Annotated in this window: 15 protein-coding genes; all 15 read right to left on the reverse strand. The window is 31.3% G+C overall.

Features of this window, described 5'->3' with window-relative positions:
- Positions 1-23: 23 nt before the first annotated feature.
- Positions 24-1082, reverse strand: coding sequence for a M20 family metallo-hydrolase (locus tag BX611_RS01540; protein ID WP_115877727.1), 1059 nt, complete (start codon positions 1080-1082; stop codon positions 24-26).
- A 1-nt stretch (position 1083) separates the two neighbouring features.
- A complete protein-coding gene (gene argB / locus BX611_RS01545) occupies positions 1084-1866 on the reverse strand; it encodes an acetylglutamate kinase (RefSeq protein ID WP_115877728.1) in 783 nt (260 codons plus the stop codon).
- 50 nt (positions 1867-1916) lie between these two features.
- Positions 1917-2864: an N-acetylornithine carbamoyltransferase gene (locus BX611_RS01550; protein WP_115877729.1), complete on the reverse strand. Its 948-nt coding sequence runs from the start codon at positions 2862-2864 to the stop codon at positions 1917-1919.
- 7 nt (positions 2865-2871) lie between these two features.
- Positions 2872-3648, reverse strand: coding sequence for a glutamate 5-kinase (gene proB / locus BX611_RS01555; protein ID WP_115877730.1), 777 nt, complete (start codon positions 3646-3648; stop codon positions 2872-2874).
- Positions 3632-4825 (reverse strand): glutamate-5-semialdehyde dehydrogenase, encoded by a 1194-nt coding sequence (locus tag BX611_RS01560; RefSeq protein WP_115877731.1) that lies wholly within the window; start codon positions 4823-4825, stop codon positions 3632-3634. The genes proB and BX611_RS01560 overlap by 17 nt, the downstream gene beginning before the upstream one ends.
- Positions 4825-5952 carry an aspartate aminotransferase family protein gene (locus BX611_RS01565; RefSeq protein WP_115877732.1) on the reverse strand — a complete coding sequence of 376 codons (1128 nt, stop codon included), beginning with the start codon at positions 5950-5952 and terminating at the stop codon, positions 4825-4827. Before BX611_RS01565 ends, BX611_RS01560 begins: the two co-directional genes overlap by 1 nt.
- A 9-nt stretch (positions 5953-5961) precedes the next feature.
- Positions 5962-6756 carry a pyrroline-5-carboxylate reductase gene (proC, locus tag BX611_RS01570; protein ID WP_115877733.1) on the reverse strand — a complete coding sequence of 265 codons (795 nt, stop codon included), beginning with the start codon at positions 6754-6756 and terminating at the stop codon, positions 5962-5964.
- A 23-nt stretch (positions 6757-6779) separates the two neighbouring features.
- A complete protein-coding gene (gene argC, locus BX611_RS01575) occupies positions 6780-7757 on the reverse strand; it encodes an N-acetyl-gamma-glutamyl-phosphate reductase (RefSeq protein ID WP_115877734.1) in 978 nt (325 codons plus the stop codon).
- Positions 7754-8941 (reverse strand): argininosuccinate synthase, encoded by a 1188-nt coding sequence (locus BX611_RS01580; protein WP_115877735.1) that lies wholly within the window; start codon positions 8939-8941, stop codon positions 7754-7756. The genes argC and BX611_RS01580 overlap by 4 nt, the downstream gene beginning before the upstream one ends.
- A gap of 2 nt (positions 8942-8943) precedes the next feature.
- The gene (locus tag BX611_RS01585; protein ID WP_115877736.1) at positions 8944-9564 is read right to left on the reverse strand and encodes a GNAT family N-acetyltransferase; all 621 of its coding nucleotides are present in this window, start codon (positions 9562-9564) and stop codon (positions 8944-8946) included.
- A 260-nt stretch (positions 9565-9824) separates the two neighbouring features.
- Complete coding sequence (gene ilvA, locus BX611_RS01590) at positions 9825-11087, reverse strand: threonine ammonia-lyase IlvA (protein WP_115877737.1); 1263 nt, start codon at positions 11085-11087, stop codon at positions 9825-9827.
- A 26-nt stretch (positions 11088-11113) separates the two neighbouring features.
- Positions 11114-12589, reverse strand: a complete 1476-nt coding sequence (gene ilvC / locus BX611_RS01595; protein WP_115877738.1) for a ketol-acid reductoisomerase — start codon at positions 12587-12589, stop codon at positions 11114-11116.
- Between the two features lie 19 nt (positions 12590-12608).
- A complete protein-coding gene (gene ilvN / locus BX611_RS01600; protein WP_115877739.1) occupies positions 12609-13130 on the reverse strand; it encodes an acetolactate synthase small subunit in 522 nt (173 codons plus the stop codon).
- 1 nt (position 13131) lies between these two features.
- Complete coding sequence (gene ilvB / locus BX611_RS01605; RefSeq protein WP_115877740.1) at positions 13132-14865, reverse strand: biosynthetic-type acetolactate synthase large subunit; 1734 nt, start codon at positions 14863-14865, stop codon at positions 13132-13134.
- Between the two features lie 4 nt (positions 14866-14869).
- Positions 14870-16552 carry a dihydroxy-acid dehydratase gene (gene ilvD, locus BX611_RS01610; protein ID WP_115877741.1) on the reverse strand — a complete coding sequence of 561 codons (1683 nt, stop codon included), beginning with the start codon at positions 16550-16552 and terminating at the stop codon, positions 14870-14872.
- Between the last annotated feature and the right edge of the window lie 290 nt (positions 16553-16842).

Consider the following 16842-nt stretch of genomic DNA (forward strand, 5'->3'; position numbering starts at 1 on the left):
CCCCGCTCAATCACCAATATTTTTTATACTATTTCATTTAATATTTTAATATATAATTCTATCCCTTCTTCAATTTCGTTCAAATAAATAAACTCATCAGCTGTATGCGAACGCAAACTTTGCCCCGGTCCTAGCTTTAATGAAGGGCATGTTAAAACTGCCTGATCTGAAAGTGTTGGAGAACCGTATGTTTCTCTTCCTAATTTAATTCCAGCTTTTACAATTGGATGTTCTTTTGGTATTGAAGATGAATTCAATCTCAAAGACCTCGGACAAACTTCGGATTTTACGTTTGACTGAATAATTTCAAAAACTTCTTGGTTTGAATACGCATCTGTTACACGTACATCCACCACATATTTACAACTTGCAGGAATTACATTATGCTGACTTCCTGCTTCAATTTGAGTAACTGTCATTTTTACTTTTCCCAATGTTTCAGATACTTTGGGAAATTCAAAAGTTTGAAACCAATTTATATCTTCCATTGCATTGTAAATTGCGTTATCTCCAACTCCATGAGCTGCGTGACCGGCGGTTCCTTTTGCCTCGCAATTTAAAACCATTAATCCTTTTTCTGCAATAGCTAAATTCATTAAAGTTGGTTCGCCAACAATGGCAAAATCAATTTCAGGAATAATTTTCAACATTGAATTTAAACCATTTGGTCCTGAATTTTCTTCTTCAGCAGAAGCCACAATAACAAAGTTATATTTTAAATTTTCTCTGTTATAAAAATACGTAAACGTTGCCAACAAAGAAACTAAACAACCGCCGGCATCATTACTTCCTAAACCATATAATTTCCCATCTGTAATTTCTGGGTTTAAAGGGTTACGCGTGTACCCTTTATTTGGTTTTACTGTATCATGGTGCGAGTTCAACAAAATTGTTTTTTTAGAGCTATCAAAATGTTTATTTTTTGCCCAAACATTGTGTTTATCACTTTCAAAAGAAATTTCGTGATGCGAAAAATATTGCATAATTAACAAAGCTGTTTCATTCTCTTCTCCTGAAAACGATTGCTTTGAAATTAATTCTTTCAATAATTCTATAGCTTCAACTGTAAGTTGTTGTATCATTTTATAATGTTAATGTGGTATATAATTTTATTGATTCTTTTACTAAAGTAACATCACCTATTTTCACTTTATTAACACCTTTTTCTAAAGCATTAAAGCAATTATGCAATTTAGGTAACATTCCATCTGAAATAATTCCTTTATCCACTAATTTTGGGTAAGTTTTAGAATTAATTTCTTTAATTACAGAATTTTTATCTTCAATATTTTCTAAAACACCTTTTAATTCAAATACAAAATTTAAATCTGTAAGGTACAATTCACTCATTCCAATAGCTACTTCTGAAGCAATAGTATCGGCATTTGTATTTAATAATTGTCCGTTTTTATCATGGGTAATTGCGCAAAAAACTGGAGTAACATTATTTTGAAGTAACAAATGAATAAATTGAGAATTTATAGCATCTACATCTCCGGCAAAACCATAATCAACATCTTTTACAATACGCTTATGAGCCAAAATACAATTAGCATCCACACCAGACAAGCCTATAGCATTACAACTATACTTTTGAAGTTGAGCTGCAATGTTCTTATTCAATAAACCAGCATAAACCATAGTTACAACCTCAACTGTAGCTGCATCTGTTACACGTCTTCCATTAATCATTTTAGACTCTAAACCCATTGCAGAAGAAATCTCAGAAGCTCTTTTACCACCACCATGAACCAATATTTTTGGTCCTTTTAAAGCTGCAAAATCTTTAAGAAACGCATTTAATACTGTTTCATTATTAATAACATTTCCTCCTATTTTAACTATTTGTAAGGTTTGTTTACTCATTTTAAATATATGCTGAGATTCTGAAACAAGTTCAGAATGACGATTTATGATTATAAATTCTCCAATATTTTTTTCAATACAATTTGCGCTGAATAGGTTCTGTTGTTGGCTTGCTGAATCACAATTGAATTTTCTGAATCTATCACCTCATCAGTAACAATTACGTTTCTGCGCACTGGTAAACAGTGCATAAATTTACCATTATTTGTCAGTTTCATTTTATCAGCTGTTAGCATCCAATCAGAATCGCTTTTCATAACTTCTCCATATTCTTTAAACGAACTCCAATTTTTAACATACACAAAATCAGCATTTTCAAATGCCTTTTTTTGATTGTATTCTATTTTACAATTTTTGGTAATATCAGGATCCAATTCATACCCTTCAGGATGTGTAATTACAAAATCAGCATCTTGTAATTGCATCATTTCAACAAATGAATTTGCCACCGCATGTGGCAATGCTTTTGGATGTGGTGCCCAAGACAAAACAACTTTAGGTTTATGCGTTGTTTTGTATTCTTCCATAGTAATAGCATCTGCTAAGGCTTGCAGTGGATGCCCTGTTGCACTTTCCATATTAACTATGGGTATCCCAGCATATTTTTTGAAATTTTCAAGCACAATTTCTTCCTTATCTTTTTCTTTATCTGTTAATGAAGCAAATGCTCTAATTGCAACTAAATCGCAATATTGCGCTATAACTTTAGCTGCTTCTTTTACATGTTCAGACTTACTTTGATTCATTACAACTCCATCTTCAAACTCTAATTCCCATCCTTCACTTCCAAAATTCATTACTATGCAATTTAAACCTAAGTTTTGAGCTGCTTTTTGAGTACTTAAACGCGTTCGTAAACTATTGTTAAAAAATAATAAACAAATAGTTTTTCCTTTACCCAGAAAACTAAATTCCAGTTCATTTTTCTTTAATTCAATACTTTCCTGAACTGTTTTTTTTAAGTCGTCTAAATCATTGATATTTAGGTAATGTCTCATTGTAATTCTATTTTGTAATTATTTTGGTAAACTCAGATGTTTTATTAATAGCATCTACTATAAAATTATCTGCTAATCCATTTACAATCCAAGTTTCAATTTCAGCTTTTTGAGCAATTTCAGCAGCTTCAACTTTAGTTGTCATCCCTCCAGTGCCATGTAAAGATATTGAACTTTTGATTTGATTTTTTAATGAATTTATATCAGATGTTTCTTTTATAGTTTTAGCACTTTCTGAATCCATAGATTCTTTTGTATAAATACCATTAGTATTTGTTGCAATAATTAATAAATCAACATTTAACAAAGACGCTGTTAATGCCGATAATTTATCATTATCACCAAATTTTATTTCATCTGTTGCAACCGTATCATTTTCATTTATAATTGGTATATAGCTATTTTTAACCAATACATTAATGGTGTTTTTTATATTAGTTCTTGATTCTTCTTTTTTAAAATCGGAATACGATAATAAACACTGTGATGTAAGCAAACCCAATTCTCTAAAACTTTCCTGATAAATACGCATTAAATGTGGTTGTCCAATAGATGCTAATGCTTGTTTTACATTAATTTCTTTTCCATTACTTTCTAATTGCACAAATTGTTTTGCCACTGCAATTGCTCCTGAAGTTACAATTACAAACTCATAGTTACCTTTTAAATCGGCAATCTGGCAAGCTATATCTTCAATTTTTCCCCTGGAAATATGGTTGGTTTCTTTTGTTAACACATTAGAACCAATTTTTAATAAAATTCTTTTTTTATCTGATTTGCCCATTTCCGTAAACGTACCACTTGTTAGTAACTAAATGTTGTAATCCCATTGGACCTCTATGATGTAATTTATCAGTACTTATTGCTAATTCTCCTCCCAAACCAAACTGACCACCATCGGTAAAACGTGTAGAAGCATTTTGGTAAACCGCAGCAGAATCGACAGCTTCCATAAAATTTTGAGCAGAGTTATTATTATTTGTAATGATAACAGCCGAATGCCCACCACTATATTTATTTATTTTTGAAACAGCTTCCTCTAAATTTTGAACGAATCCTAATACAATTTTATAATCTAAAAACTCTTCAAACCAAATTTTTTGAGAATTAATAGCAGCTACATTTTCAAATTTTGATAATGGTTCATCTCCAAGTATTTCAACATTTGCTTCAACCAATTTTTGAATTATTTTTTTTATAAAAACCTCTTTATTAAGTAAATTATAATTAAACAAAATTTTATCTACAGCATTACAAGCTGATATTTTTGTTGTTTTACCGTTTAAAATTACACTTAATGCAATATCTAAATCTGCTTCAGTATCAACATAAATAAAATTATTCCCCCTCCCACTAACTATAACAGGACAAGTAGCATACTGTTTAACAAATGCAATTAATTTTTCTCCACCACGTGGTACAATTAAATCAATTTTTTGGGTTGGATTTTGTAAAAATGCTTGAGTTTCCGTTCTGTTATAATTCAAATATTCCACCCAATTTGTTGAAATATTGTTTTCTTGCAAGGCTCTATGCCATAATTCAACAATTTTTATGTTTGAATTTAACGACTCTTTTCCTCCTTTTAAAACTATTTTATTTCCAGATTTAAAAGCAATTCCAGCAGCCTCAACTGTAACATCTGGTCTAGATTCATAAATAATTAAAACTGATCCAAATGGTGCAGTTTTATTGGTCATTTTTAATCCGTTTTCATGTGTAAAATTGTACAATTCTTTTCCAACAGGATCAACATCGGCAATTAACTGCTCCAATGATAAAATCATCCCATCAATTTTAGTTTCATCAACTTTTAATCTATCATACATGGCTAAATCATTTCCGTTATAATTGGAAATATCTAGTTTGTTTACGTCAATAATTACTTCTTTTTCTGAAGCAATTAATTGTGCCATAGATTTTAAAACGTTGTTTTTTTCTATTAATGTTAATCCTTTCATCAAACTAAAACTTCTTTTAAAGCCTTTATAAAAATATCAACTTCTTCTTTTGTTAAAGCTAAAGGAGGTAATATTCTTAATAAATTTTTATTGTTAGATCCACCAGTAAAAATATGCTTATCAAAAATTAATTTCTTTCTTAATTCACCTACTTCAAAATCAAATTCAACACCAAGCATTAATCCATTTCCTTTTACTTTTTTTACTTTTGGAACAGACTTAATTTCTTCTAAAAAATAAGCTGAAACTTCATTTACATTATCAATCAATTTTTCTTTTTCGATAATATCTAATACTGATATTGCAGCTGCACAAGCCAAATGATTACCTCCAAAAGTAGTTCCTAGCATTCCATATTTAGCTTTAATTTTTTTTGAAATTAAAACGCCTCCAATAGGAAAACCATTTCCCATTCCTTTTGCAGTTGTTATAATATCTGGTTTTATTTTATGATGTTGAAAAGCGAAAAACATTCCACTTCTACCATAACCAGATTGAATTTCATCTAAAATTAATAGCGCTTTATTTTTCTTACAGACTTTTTTTACTTTTTTAAAGAATTTTTTTTCTCCTTCATCTAAACCTCCAACTCCCTGAATTCCTTCAATAATAACAGCAGCCACATCCCCTTTTCCAAGTTCATGAATTACCAATTCAATATTATTTAAGGGTAAAAAAGTAACTTTTTGCTGAAGATTTATTGGCGCATTGATATTTAAATTATCTGTAACAGCAACAGCAGCTGATGTTCTACCATGAAAAGCATTATTAAATGAAATAATTCTTTTTTTCCCAGTAATAAATGAAGCCAATTTTAAAGCATTTTCATTAGCTTCAGCTCCTGAATTACATAAAAACAAGTTATATTTTTCACAATTTGAAATTTTTCCTAATTTTTCTGCTAATTCATTTTGTAATGGATTTTGAACAGAATTAGAATAAAATCCAATTTTACTCAATTGATTAGATAAAGCCTGCACGTATTCCGAATGTGAATGTCCAACAGAAATTACTCCATGACCACCATACAAATCCAAATATTTTACATTATTCTCATCCCAAACATAAGCTCCTTTAGCTTTTACCGGTGTAACATTATATAACGGATAAACATCAAATAATTCCATAATTTTTATTTAAATCTGATTAATTTTTTCGAATGAAGTTACCAAACCTTTTATTAAAGAAGAGCTTAACCCTTGATGCTCCATTTCATTTAAACCTTCTATTGTACAACCACTTGGAGTTGTAACTTTATCAATTTCCTGTTCTGGATGATTCCCTGATTTCACCAATAAACTTGCAGCTCCCAAACAGGTTTGAACTGCTAATTCCTGTGCTTCTTCGGCATCAAAACCTAACTGTACAGCTCCTTGTGTTGTTGCGCGTATTAAACGCATCCAAAAAGCAATTCCACTTGCACATATTACCGTTGCAGATTGCATTAATTTTTCTTCAATACACATTGTTTTACCAACAGAATTAAATATTGTTTTTGCAGATTCCACATGCAGTTTTCCTTTTTGGTTTGAACTCAAACATGTCATAGATTGTCCAACAGAAATAGCAGTATTTGGCATACCTCTTATAATAGAAATATCTGTTCCCAAAACCCCTTCTATATCCTGTATTTTTCTACCTGTAACTACAGAAATTACTGTATGCCTTTTTGGGTTAACTACATCCTTTATTTCTTCTAAAACCTCTTGTAATTGTTTAGGTTGAACAGCAATAATAACAACATCTGAAAAACGAACTGCTTTCTTGTTATCTGTTGAAATTTTAACATTAGGTAATTTGTTCCAGGAATCTAACGATTCTATATTACGCTTTGTTAAATACAGGTTCTTAAATTTAAAATTGTCTTGTGTTAAAATCCCAATTGCAATTGAATATCCTAAATTTCCAGTTCCTAATATTGCTATTTTCATGAGTTTGGTTTTATACTTTTTTGTTAAAAAGAATTAGCTTTTAATTTTAATCCTTCTGTTTGATTTAATCTTAACATTAAATTCATATTTTGAATGGCTTGCCCGGATGCTCCTTTTAATAAATTATCAATAACAGAAGTTATTAATAATTGATTTCCGTGTTTTTCAAGATGTAAAAAACAGTTATTTGTATTTACAACTTGTTTTAAATGAATTGGTTTTTTTGAAATTTTAGTAAAAACTGCATCTTTATAAAAATCTTCAAATAATTCAAAAGCAGCTTCAAGGCTTTCGTCAAATTTTAAATAAATGGAGGCAAAAATTCCCCTACTAAAATTCCCTCTATTTGGAATAAAAAACAGTTCGTCTAAAAAATTAGGTTGCAACAATCCTAAACTTTCCGAAATTTCTCCTAAATGTTGATGTGTAAATGCCTTATATACTGAAAAATTATTATCTCTCCAGCTAAAATGTGTTGTTTCACTTGGTGAAACACCAGCCCCAGTTGAGCCTGTTGTAGCATTTATATGAACTGAATTGTTTAATAAATTTGCTTCTGCCAATGGTAATAATGCTAATTGAATGGCTGTTGCAAAACAACCCGGATTTGCAATATAATTGGCTTTCTCAATTTTTGCTTGTTGCAATTCAGGCAATCCATAAACATACTCATTTCCTTGAAAAGAAGCATCTTTTATCAACCTAAAATCGTTACTTAAATCTATAATTTTAGTACTATCAGAAAACTTATTAGCTTCTAAAAACTTTTTTGAATTTCCGTGTCCCAAACACAAAAACAAAACATCAACATTAGAGTTTATGGTATTGGTAAACTTTAAATCTAACGCTCCTAATAAATCCTGATGTACATCGTAAATATAATTTCCAGCATTGGAAGTACTGTAAACAAAATCTATAGCTACAGATGGGTGATGAACTAACAATCTTATTAATTCTCCTGCTGTATAACCTGCACCACCAATTATTCCTGCTTTAATCATAATTCTGAATTTACACTGTGAAATATTTTATTTGGCGTTCCCAAAATTTTAATAAACCCTTTTGCATCATCTGCAGACCAAGCTTTATTTGTTTCTCCATATTCACCAAATTTCGATTTCATTAAATCGTGTGGAGATTCAATTCCGTTTAAACTAAAATGATATGGTTTTAACGTTACAAAAACTTCACCTGAAACTGTTTTTTGTGAATCCTCTAAAAACGCTTCAATATTACGCATTACCGGTTCAAAATATTGACCGTCATGAAATAACATTCCATACCAGCTTGCCAATTGCTCTTTTAAGTTTTGTTGCCATTTAGATAACACATGTTTTTCTAATAAATGATGTGCTTTTATAGTTACAACTGCTGCCGCAGCTTCAAAACCAACTCTTCCTTTTATTCCAACAATGGTATCTCCAACGTGAATATCTCTTCCAATGGCATATTTCGATGCTATGTCCTCTAATTTTAAAATAGTGTTTACTGAAGAATCCATTTCATCATTCAATCCAACTAATTCCCCATTTTTAAAATGTAATTTAATTGTTGTTGGTTCGGTTTTTTCCAATTGACTTGGATATGCAGATTCCGGTAAACCTTGATGTGATGTTAATGTTTCAACACCACCAACACTGGTTCCCCAAATACCTTTATTAATGGAATATTTTGCTTTAGACCAAGGATAATCAACACCATGTTTTTTTAAATATTCAATTTCCTCCTGACGTGATAATTTTAAATCTCTAATTGGAGTTATAATTTCAATATTAGGTGCCAATGTTTGAAAAATCATATCAAATCGAACTTGGTCATTTCCGGCTCCAGTACTTCCGTGTGCTATATATTTAGCATCAATCTTTTTAGCATATTCAACAACTTCAATAGCTTGAAACACTCTTTCAGCACTCACAGAAAGTGGATACGTATTATTTTTTAATACATTTCCATACACCATAAAACGGATTGCTTTTTGATAGTATGTTTCTAATATATTTTTATTTGTATGAGATTTAACTCCCATTTCATAAGCTTTAGCTTCTACAACTTTTAGTTCTTCTGCTGAAAAACCACCGGTATTTACCAAAACACTATGAACTTCTAAATTTAATTCGTGTTGCAAATATTTTACACAATAAGATGTATCTAAACCTCCACTGTATGCTACTACTACTTTTTCCATAATTATTGTTTTTTTTCCTTTTTAAGGAACAATGCCTGTTTTATTCTTTTTAACCTGCTTAATACTTTTGAATCGTATTTGTGGCTTTTAATATTTTTTTCGTGTTTTGGGTCATATAACATCCCGGTACACAAACACATTTTACGTTCGGTTCTTGTTAAAACATCAAAGTTTTTGCAAGTTCTACAACCGTTCCAGAAAGCTTCATCTGTAGTTAATTCTGAAAAAGTAACCGGCTGATAGCCTAATTCATAATTGATTTTTAAGACTGCTAAACCTGTTGTAATTCCAAAAATTTTAGCCTCAGGATATTTCTCTTTAGAATATTCTAAAATTTTCGTTTTAATTTGTTTTGCCAATCCTTGATTTCTAAAATCAGGGTGTACAATTAAACCCGAGTTTACTACAAAGGAATTATTATCCCAAGTTTCTATATAACAAAAACCGGCAAATTCGTCATCTTTAGTTGCAATTATTGCATCTCCTGAACTAATCTTTTTAGTAATGTATTCTGGAGTCCTTTCAGCAATACCCGTTCCTCTTACTTTTGCAGATTCTTTAATGGTTTCACAAATTATTTCAGCATATTTAATATGCGATAAATTAGCTATAACAATTTTCATTGTTTACTTTATGTTTTAAAATTAAATATTGATATTTTTTTAGAAAGGAAAACGGACGCACCGTTTTCAATAGAAAATTAAGCCCGCAAGGGGCGACGTGCGAAGCGACGTATAATTGATATGAATATATTTTCAATTTTCATTGGTACAATATTACATAAAAAAATTAATACAATGTTTAAATTGTTTAATAATTAACAATTTAAAGCTTTGCACCTTTTATATTAACAATCTAATTTAAAATTCATTAAACATTTATTCTATATTAAGAATTGAAACAACTCTGGCTTTTCATTTAGGTACTCACCTAAAAACCCTTTTTGTTTCATTCTAATTACTAAAGGTTCAAAATCTTCTTTTGAATCCAGTTCAATTCCAACAACCGCCGGACCTTTATCTCTGTTATGTTTTTTGGTGTATTCAAAATAAGCAATATCATCATTTGGACCTAAAACATCCACTACAAATTCTTTTAATGCACCTGCCCTTTGTGGAAATTTGATAATAAAATAATGCTTTAAACCTTCATAAAATAGTGCGCGTTCTTTCATTTCTTCCATTCGGGTAATATCGTTATTACCGCCACTTACCACACAAACTACTGTTTTTCCTTTTATGTGATCTTTATAATTTTCTAAAGCTGCAATTGATAATGCTCCTGCAGGTTCAGCAACCAAAGCATTTTCGTTGTACACTTTTAAAATAGTGGAACAAATTAAGCCTTCATCTATTAAAACAACACTGTGCAAAAGTTCTTTACAAAACTGAAAAGTAATATCGCCCATTCTTTTTACAGCTGCACCATCAACAAATTTTTCTATATGATCTAAAGTTGTATTTTCTCCTTTCTCTAAAGAATTTGTTAATGAAGGTGCTCCTTTTGGTTCAACTCCAATAATTTTAGTAGCAGGGCTTAATGTTTTAAAAACGCTTCCAACTCCTGAAGCTAAACCTCCACCTCCAACTGGTAAAAACAAATAATCTATTGGATCTGAAATATCTTTCAAAATTTCTAAACCAACTGTTCCTTGTCCGGCAATAACATCTAAATCATCAAAAGGATGTACAAAAGTACTTTTGTTTGCATTACAAAATTCGTTGGCAGCTTCCTGACTGTCATCAAAACTATCTCCATACAATTTAATTTCAATAAACTCCCCACCAAACATTCTAACCTGATCAATTTTTTGATGTGGAGTAGTAACGGGCATAAAAATAGTTCCGTAAACTTTTAAACTTTTACAAGCAAAAGCTACTCCTTGTGCGTGATTTCCAGCACTGGCGCACACAATACCATTTTGTAATTGCGATTCAGTTAATCCTTGAATCTTATTGTAAGCACCTCTAATTTTATAAGAACGTACAACCTGTAAATCTTCCCTTTTGAAATAAACATTCGCCTGGTACCGTTCAGAGAAATTTTTCATAAAAACCAAAGGAGTTGCCTGAACAACTCCTTTGATATTTTGTTGCGCTTTGTAAATTTTCTCTAGTGGAATACTATTTTGAGAAGCTACATCCATTCGCATTATTTAATAATTTCTATTTTTTATGATACAATTTTTGTCATTGCAGTCATCGATGCTCTTAAATACTCACCTATATCTTCTACTGGATGATTTCTAATTGAAGCGTTTACCTCAATTAATTCCTTATTATCTACACCATTAGAACCATCGTTAAAAGGTCTTCCAACAAAATTACTTGGTGTTTTTTTAACATAGTCTGCAATTAATGGCTTACATGCATGGTCAAATAAATAACAACCATATTCTGCAGTATCTGAAATTACACTGTTCATTTCGAATAATTTTTTACGTGCAATGGTATTAGCAATTAATGGCGTTTCGTGTAAAGATTCGTAATAAGCAGATTCATCAATAATTCCAGATTCTGTCATCGCTTCAAAAGCTAATTCAACACCTGCTTTAACCATTGCTACCATTAAAACTCCATTATCAAAATATTCCTGTTCAGAAATTTTCACATCGGCAGCTGGTGTTTTTTCAAACGCAGTTTCTCCTGTTGCAGCTCTCCAAGTTAATAAGTTTACATCATCATTTGCCCAATCTTCCATCATTGTTTTTGAGAAATGACCACTCATAATATCATCCATATGTTTTTGGAATAATGGACGCATAATATCTTTTAATTCTTCTGAAGCATTAAATGCTGCAATTTTTGCTGGATTAGATAAACGATCCATCATATTAGTTATACCACCGTGCTTTAAAGCTTCAGTAATTGTTTCCCAACCATATTGAATTAATTTTGAGGCATATCCTTTATCAACTCCCTCATCAACCATTTTATCGAAACATAAAATAGAACCTGTTTGCAATAAACCACATAAAATAGTTTGTTCACCCATTAAATCTGATTTTACCTCAGCAACAAAAGAAGATTCTAAAACTCCTGCCGTATGACCACCAGTACCAACTGCATATGCTTTTGCGTAATCCCAACCTTTTCCTTCAGGATCATTTTCAGGGTGTACTGCTATTAAAGTTGGTACCCCAAATCCTCTCTTAAATTCTTCACGAACTTCAGATCCTGGTGATTTAGGTGCTACCATAATTACAGTAATATCTTTACGAATTTGCATTCCTTCTTCAACAATATTAAAACCGTGTGAATATGAAAGTGTTGCTCCTTTTTTCATTAAAGGCATTACAGCAGAAACTACTGCGGTATGCTGTTTATCTGGTGTTAAATTGATTAACAAATCTGCAGAAGGAATCATTTCTTCATAAGTTCCAACTTTAAATTTGTTTTCTGAAGCATTTAAAAACGATTGTCTTTTTTCTGCAATAGCTGCTGGTCTTAAAGTATAAGAAACGTCTAAACCAGAATCTCTCATATTTAAACCTTGATTTAAACCTTGAGCTCCACAACCAACAATTACTATTTTTTTTCCTTTTAAAGCTGCTACACCTTCACTGAATTCAGAAGAATCCATAAATCTACATTTTCCTAATTGACTTAATTTATCTCTTAATGAAAGTGTATTAAAATAATTTGCCATTTTTTTATTCTTTTAATCTTTAGTTAATTTCTGCTAATAATTCTGATATTGCCATTTTAGGTCGTGTAATTGCTATACGCCCTGAACGTACAAATTGCAATAATTTATACGGTTTTAATTTTTCGTACATATTATCTATATCGCCTTTTAAACCAGAAGCTTCAATAACAAAATAACGCTCAGTTATTGAAATAATATGTGCTCTTCTAAATTTTAATTTTTCCTGAATGTGTTCATCGTATAAATATTCAGTTGAAATTTTAAACAATGCTGTTTCATGATAAATTATTTCATCTTCAGTATGGTAAAAAGCACCTATCACTTCAATTTGCTTTTCTAACTGACCAACAACTTTTCTGGCCTGTATTTCAGAAATATTTACAACAAATGTAAATCTATGAACGTTTTCAATTTCTGATTTTGAAACTGTCATACTTTCAATATTGATATGACGTTTTAAAAATATTGCCGAAAGGCGATTTAATATTCCTACGTTATTTTCAGTATATACCGAAAATGTAAAATTTTTAATTTCTTCCATCTTAACTTAATCTTATATCTGAAACACTTGCACCTGTTGGTATCATTGGGAAAACATTATCTTCTTGCTCAATTACAACTTCTAAAAAATAAGCATCTTTTGAGGCTATCATTGTTTTAATGGCATCCGCTAAATCTTCACGTTTTGAAACTCTTTGTGCCTCAATATCATATGCCTCAGCAAGTTTTACAAAATCTGGGCTTACCATTTCTGTAGAAGCGTATCGTTTATCAAAAAATAACTCTTGCCATTGGCGCACCATTCCTAAATAACTATTGTTTAAAACTATAATCTTTACAGCAGCCTTTGTTTGTAGAATGGTTCCCAATTCATTACAAGTCATTTGATAACCTCCATCTCCAATAATAGCAATTACCTCACGCTCAGGAGCTCCCATTTTTGCACCTATTGAAGCCGGTAATGCAAATCCCATAGTTCCTAAACCTCCTGAAGTTACACTACTTCTAGTTTTTATAAAATCGGCATATCTACACGCAAACATTTGGTGTTGACCAACATCTGAAACAATTACAGCATCGCCATTTGTTTCTTTGTTAATGCCTCCCAAAACTTCACCCATAGTTAAACCAGGTTTTGTAGGATTTAATTGATTATAAATTACTTCATCTTTTTCAATTTGAAGTAATTTATCAAATTCTTTCATCCATACATTATGATCTGCTTTATTAACATATTGCATAATTTCAGCTAAAGTTTCTTTAACAGTTCCTAAAATAGCAATATCTGTTTTCACATTTTTATCAACTTCTGCAGGATCAATTTCAAAATGAATTACTTTGGCTTGTTTTGCATACGTTTGCAGATTTCCTGTAACTCTATCATCAAAACGCATTCCTATTGCAATTAAAACATCACAAGAATTAGTCAATACGTTTGGCGCATAATTTCCGTGCATACCAACCATACCAACATTTAACGGATGGCTGGTTTCTAGCGCTGAAAGCCCTAAAACTGTTGATGCTGATGGGATATCTGTTTTTTCTATAAAGTTTTTAAATTCTTGTTCAGCTCCACCAATAATAACACCTTGTCCCCAAACAATAAATGGTTTTTTTGCTGAATTAATAAGTGTGGCTGCTTCTTTTATTTTTTCAATATCAAATTTAGGAGTAGCTTTATAACTTCTTATTTTTTCACATTTTTTATATGAAAAATCTACTTCTCCAAATTGAGCATCCTTAGTAATATCTATTAACACTGGTCCTGGACGACCCGATTTTGCAATGTAAAAAGCTTTGGCAAAAACCTCTGGTATTTCACTTGCTTTTGTAATTTGATAATTCCATTTTGTTACTGGTGTTGAAATACCTATAATATCAGTTTCCTGAAAAGCATCAGAACCCAACAAATGAGAAGCTACCTGACCAGTAACACATACTAAAGGTGTAGAATCTATTTGCGCATCTGCAATACCAGTTACTAAATTTGTTGCTCCAGGTCCTGAAGTTGCAAAAACAATTCCTGGTTTCCCGGTTACTCGTGCAAAACCTTGCGCCGCGTGTATTGCTCCTTGCTCGTGACGTGTTAAAACATGATGAAATTCCTCACGATATTTATAAATCTCATCATAAACTGGCATAATGGCTCCACCAGGATATCCATAAGCCAAATCAGCACCTTCTTCTAATAAACACTTTATTACTGCCTCTGCACCAGTCATTTTAACTGTTGCTGATGTATTTTGTTCTTTAACCTCTTTATTCAATGTCTCCATAGGTTTAAAATTTATCCGTTACACAACCTTCTGAAGCAGAAGAAACGGTTTTTGCATATTTATATAATATTCCTTTTGTATGTTTTAAAGCTGGTGCTTTCCATTGTGTTTTTCTTGCTGCCAATTCAGCATCCGAAATTTTCATATTAATAGTTTTATTAACTGCATCAATTACAATAATATCACCATCTTTTACCAATCCAATTCCTCCTCCACTCTGAGCTTCAGGTGTAATATGACCCACCACAAATCCATGAGTTCCACCAGAAAAACGACCATCAGTTATTAACGCTACAGATTTTCCTAAACCTGCCCCCATAATCATTGAAGTTGGCTTTAACATTTCTGGCATTCCCGGACCTCCTTTTGGCCCAACATACCTAATTACAACTACATCACCTCTTGAAACTTTCCCTGCACCAATTCCATCATTTGCTTCTTGTTCACTATTAAACACAACTGCTTTCCCTTCAAATAAGTTACCTTCTTTACCACTGATTTTGGCAACTGCACCTTCAGACGCTAAATTCCCGTATAAAATTTGAAGATTCCCAGAAGATTTTAATGCTTTTTCTGTTGGATGAATTACCTGTTGGTCATCTTCAAAACTTAATGGTTTAACATCAGCTAAATTTTCAGCCAGTGTTTTCCCTGTAATTGTCATACAATCGCCATGTAAATATCCTTTTTCCAATAAATATTTCATAACTGCTGGTGTTCCACCAACACCATGAACATCTTCCATTAAATATTCACCACTTGGTTTTAAATCTGCAATTAACGGAGTTCTATCACTTACGCGTTGAAAATCTTCCAAAGTAAATTCGATACCAGCTGCATGTGCAATTGCTAAATAATGTAAAACTGCATTCGTTGAACCTCCTAAAGCATTGACCAATGCTACAGCATTTTCTAGCGATTTTTTTGTAATAATATCTAATGGTTTTAAATCTAACTCTAACAAGTTTTTAATAGCGGCGGCAATGCGCTCACTCTCAGGTTCTTTATTAGGGTTTTCCGCTGGAATAGATGAATTATACGGCAACGCAAATCCTAATGCTTCAATAGATGAGGCCATTGTATTTGCTGTATACATACCTCCACAAGCACCTGCGCCTGGAATGGCATTTTTAATAATTTCTTTGTATTCTTCTTCTGTAATATCTCCAGCAATTTTTTGACCTAATGCTTCAAAAGCCGATACTATATTTAGTTTTCTTCCTTTGTATTTTCCTGAAGCAATAGTTCCTCCATATACCATTAATGACGGACGATTTAAACGTAACATTGCCATTATTGCACCAGGCATATTTTTATCACAACCTACAACAGTTACTAAACCATCATAACTTTGCGCATTCATAACTATTTCAATAGAATCAGCAATAACATCACGAGAAGGTAATGAATAATTCATTCCTAAAGTTCCCATTGAAATTCCATCACTTACTCCAATAGTATTAAATTTTAAGCCAACAAGTTCATTTTTATTTACTTCTTCCTGAATTAAACCTGCCAAACCATTTAAGTGCATATTACAAGGATTACCATCGTATCCAGTACTTGCAATACCAATTTGTGGCTTTTTCATATCATCATCAGACAAACCGACTCCATACAACATTGCTTGAGCAGCTGGCTGCGTTGGATCTTGTGTTACTCTTTTACTATGTTTATTTAATTGCATTTATTTTAACGCTTTTTAAATTATTTTAAATTATTATTAAAACAACTTAATTTTTATTAATTATTTTTCAATGAAAAGCAAATTTAAATCAGTCATTCTTTTTTAACATTTTTTAATTGGATTTTTTACAACATCCACGCTTATTTAAATTTACATATGTCGCTAATTTTAAGGTATTTAACCTATTTTTTTTTACAATGATTATTCAATAAAAAAACCTATATTATTTTTGTAATACAGGCTATAAATTTTTCAATTACAAGATTGTATCAATTCATGAAATTAACAAT

Origin of the sequence: Lutibacter oceani (genome assembly GCF_003384935.1) — a bacterium.
GTDB classification, from domain to species: Bacteria; Bacteroidota; Bacteroidia; order Flavobacteriales; family Flavobacteriaceae; genus Lutibacter; species Lutibacter oceani.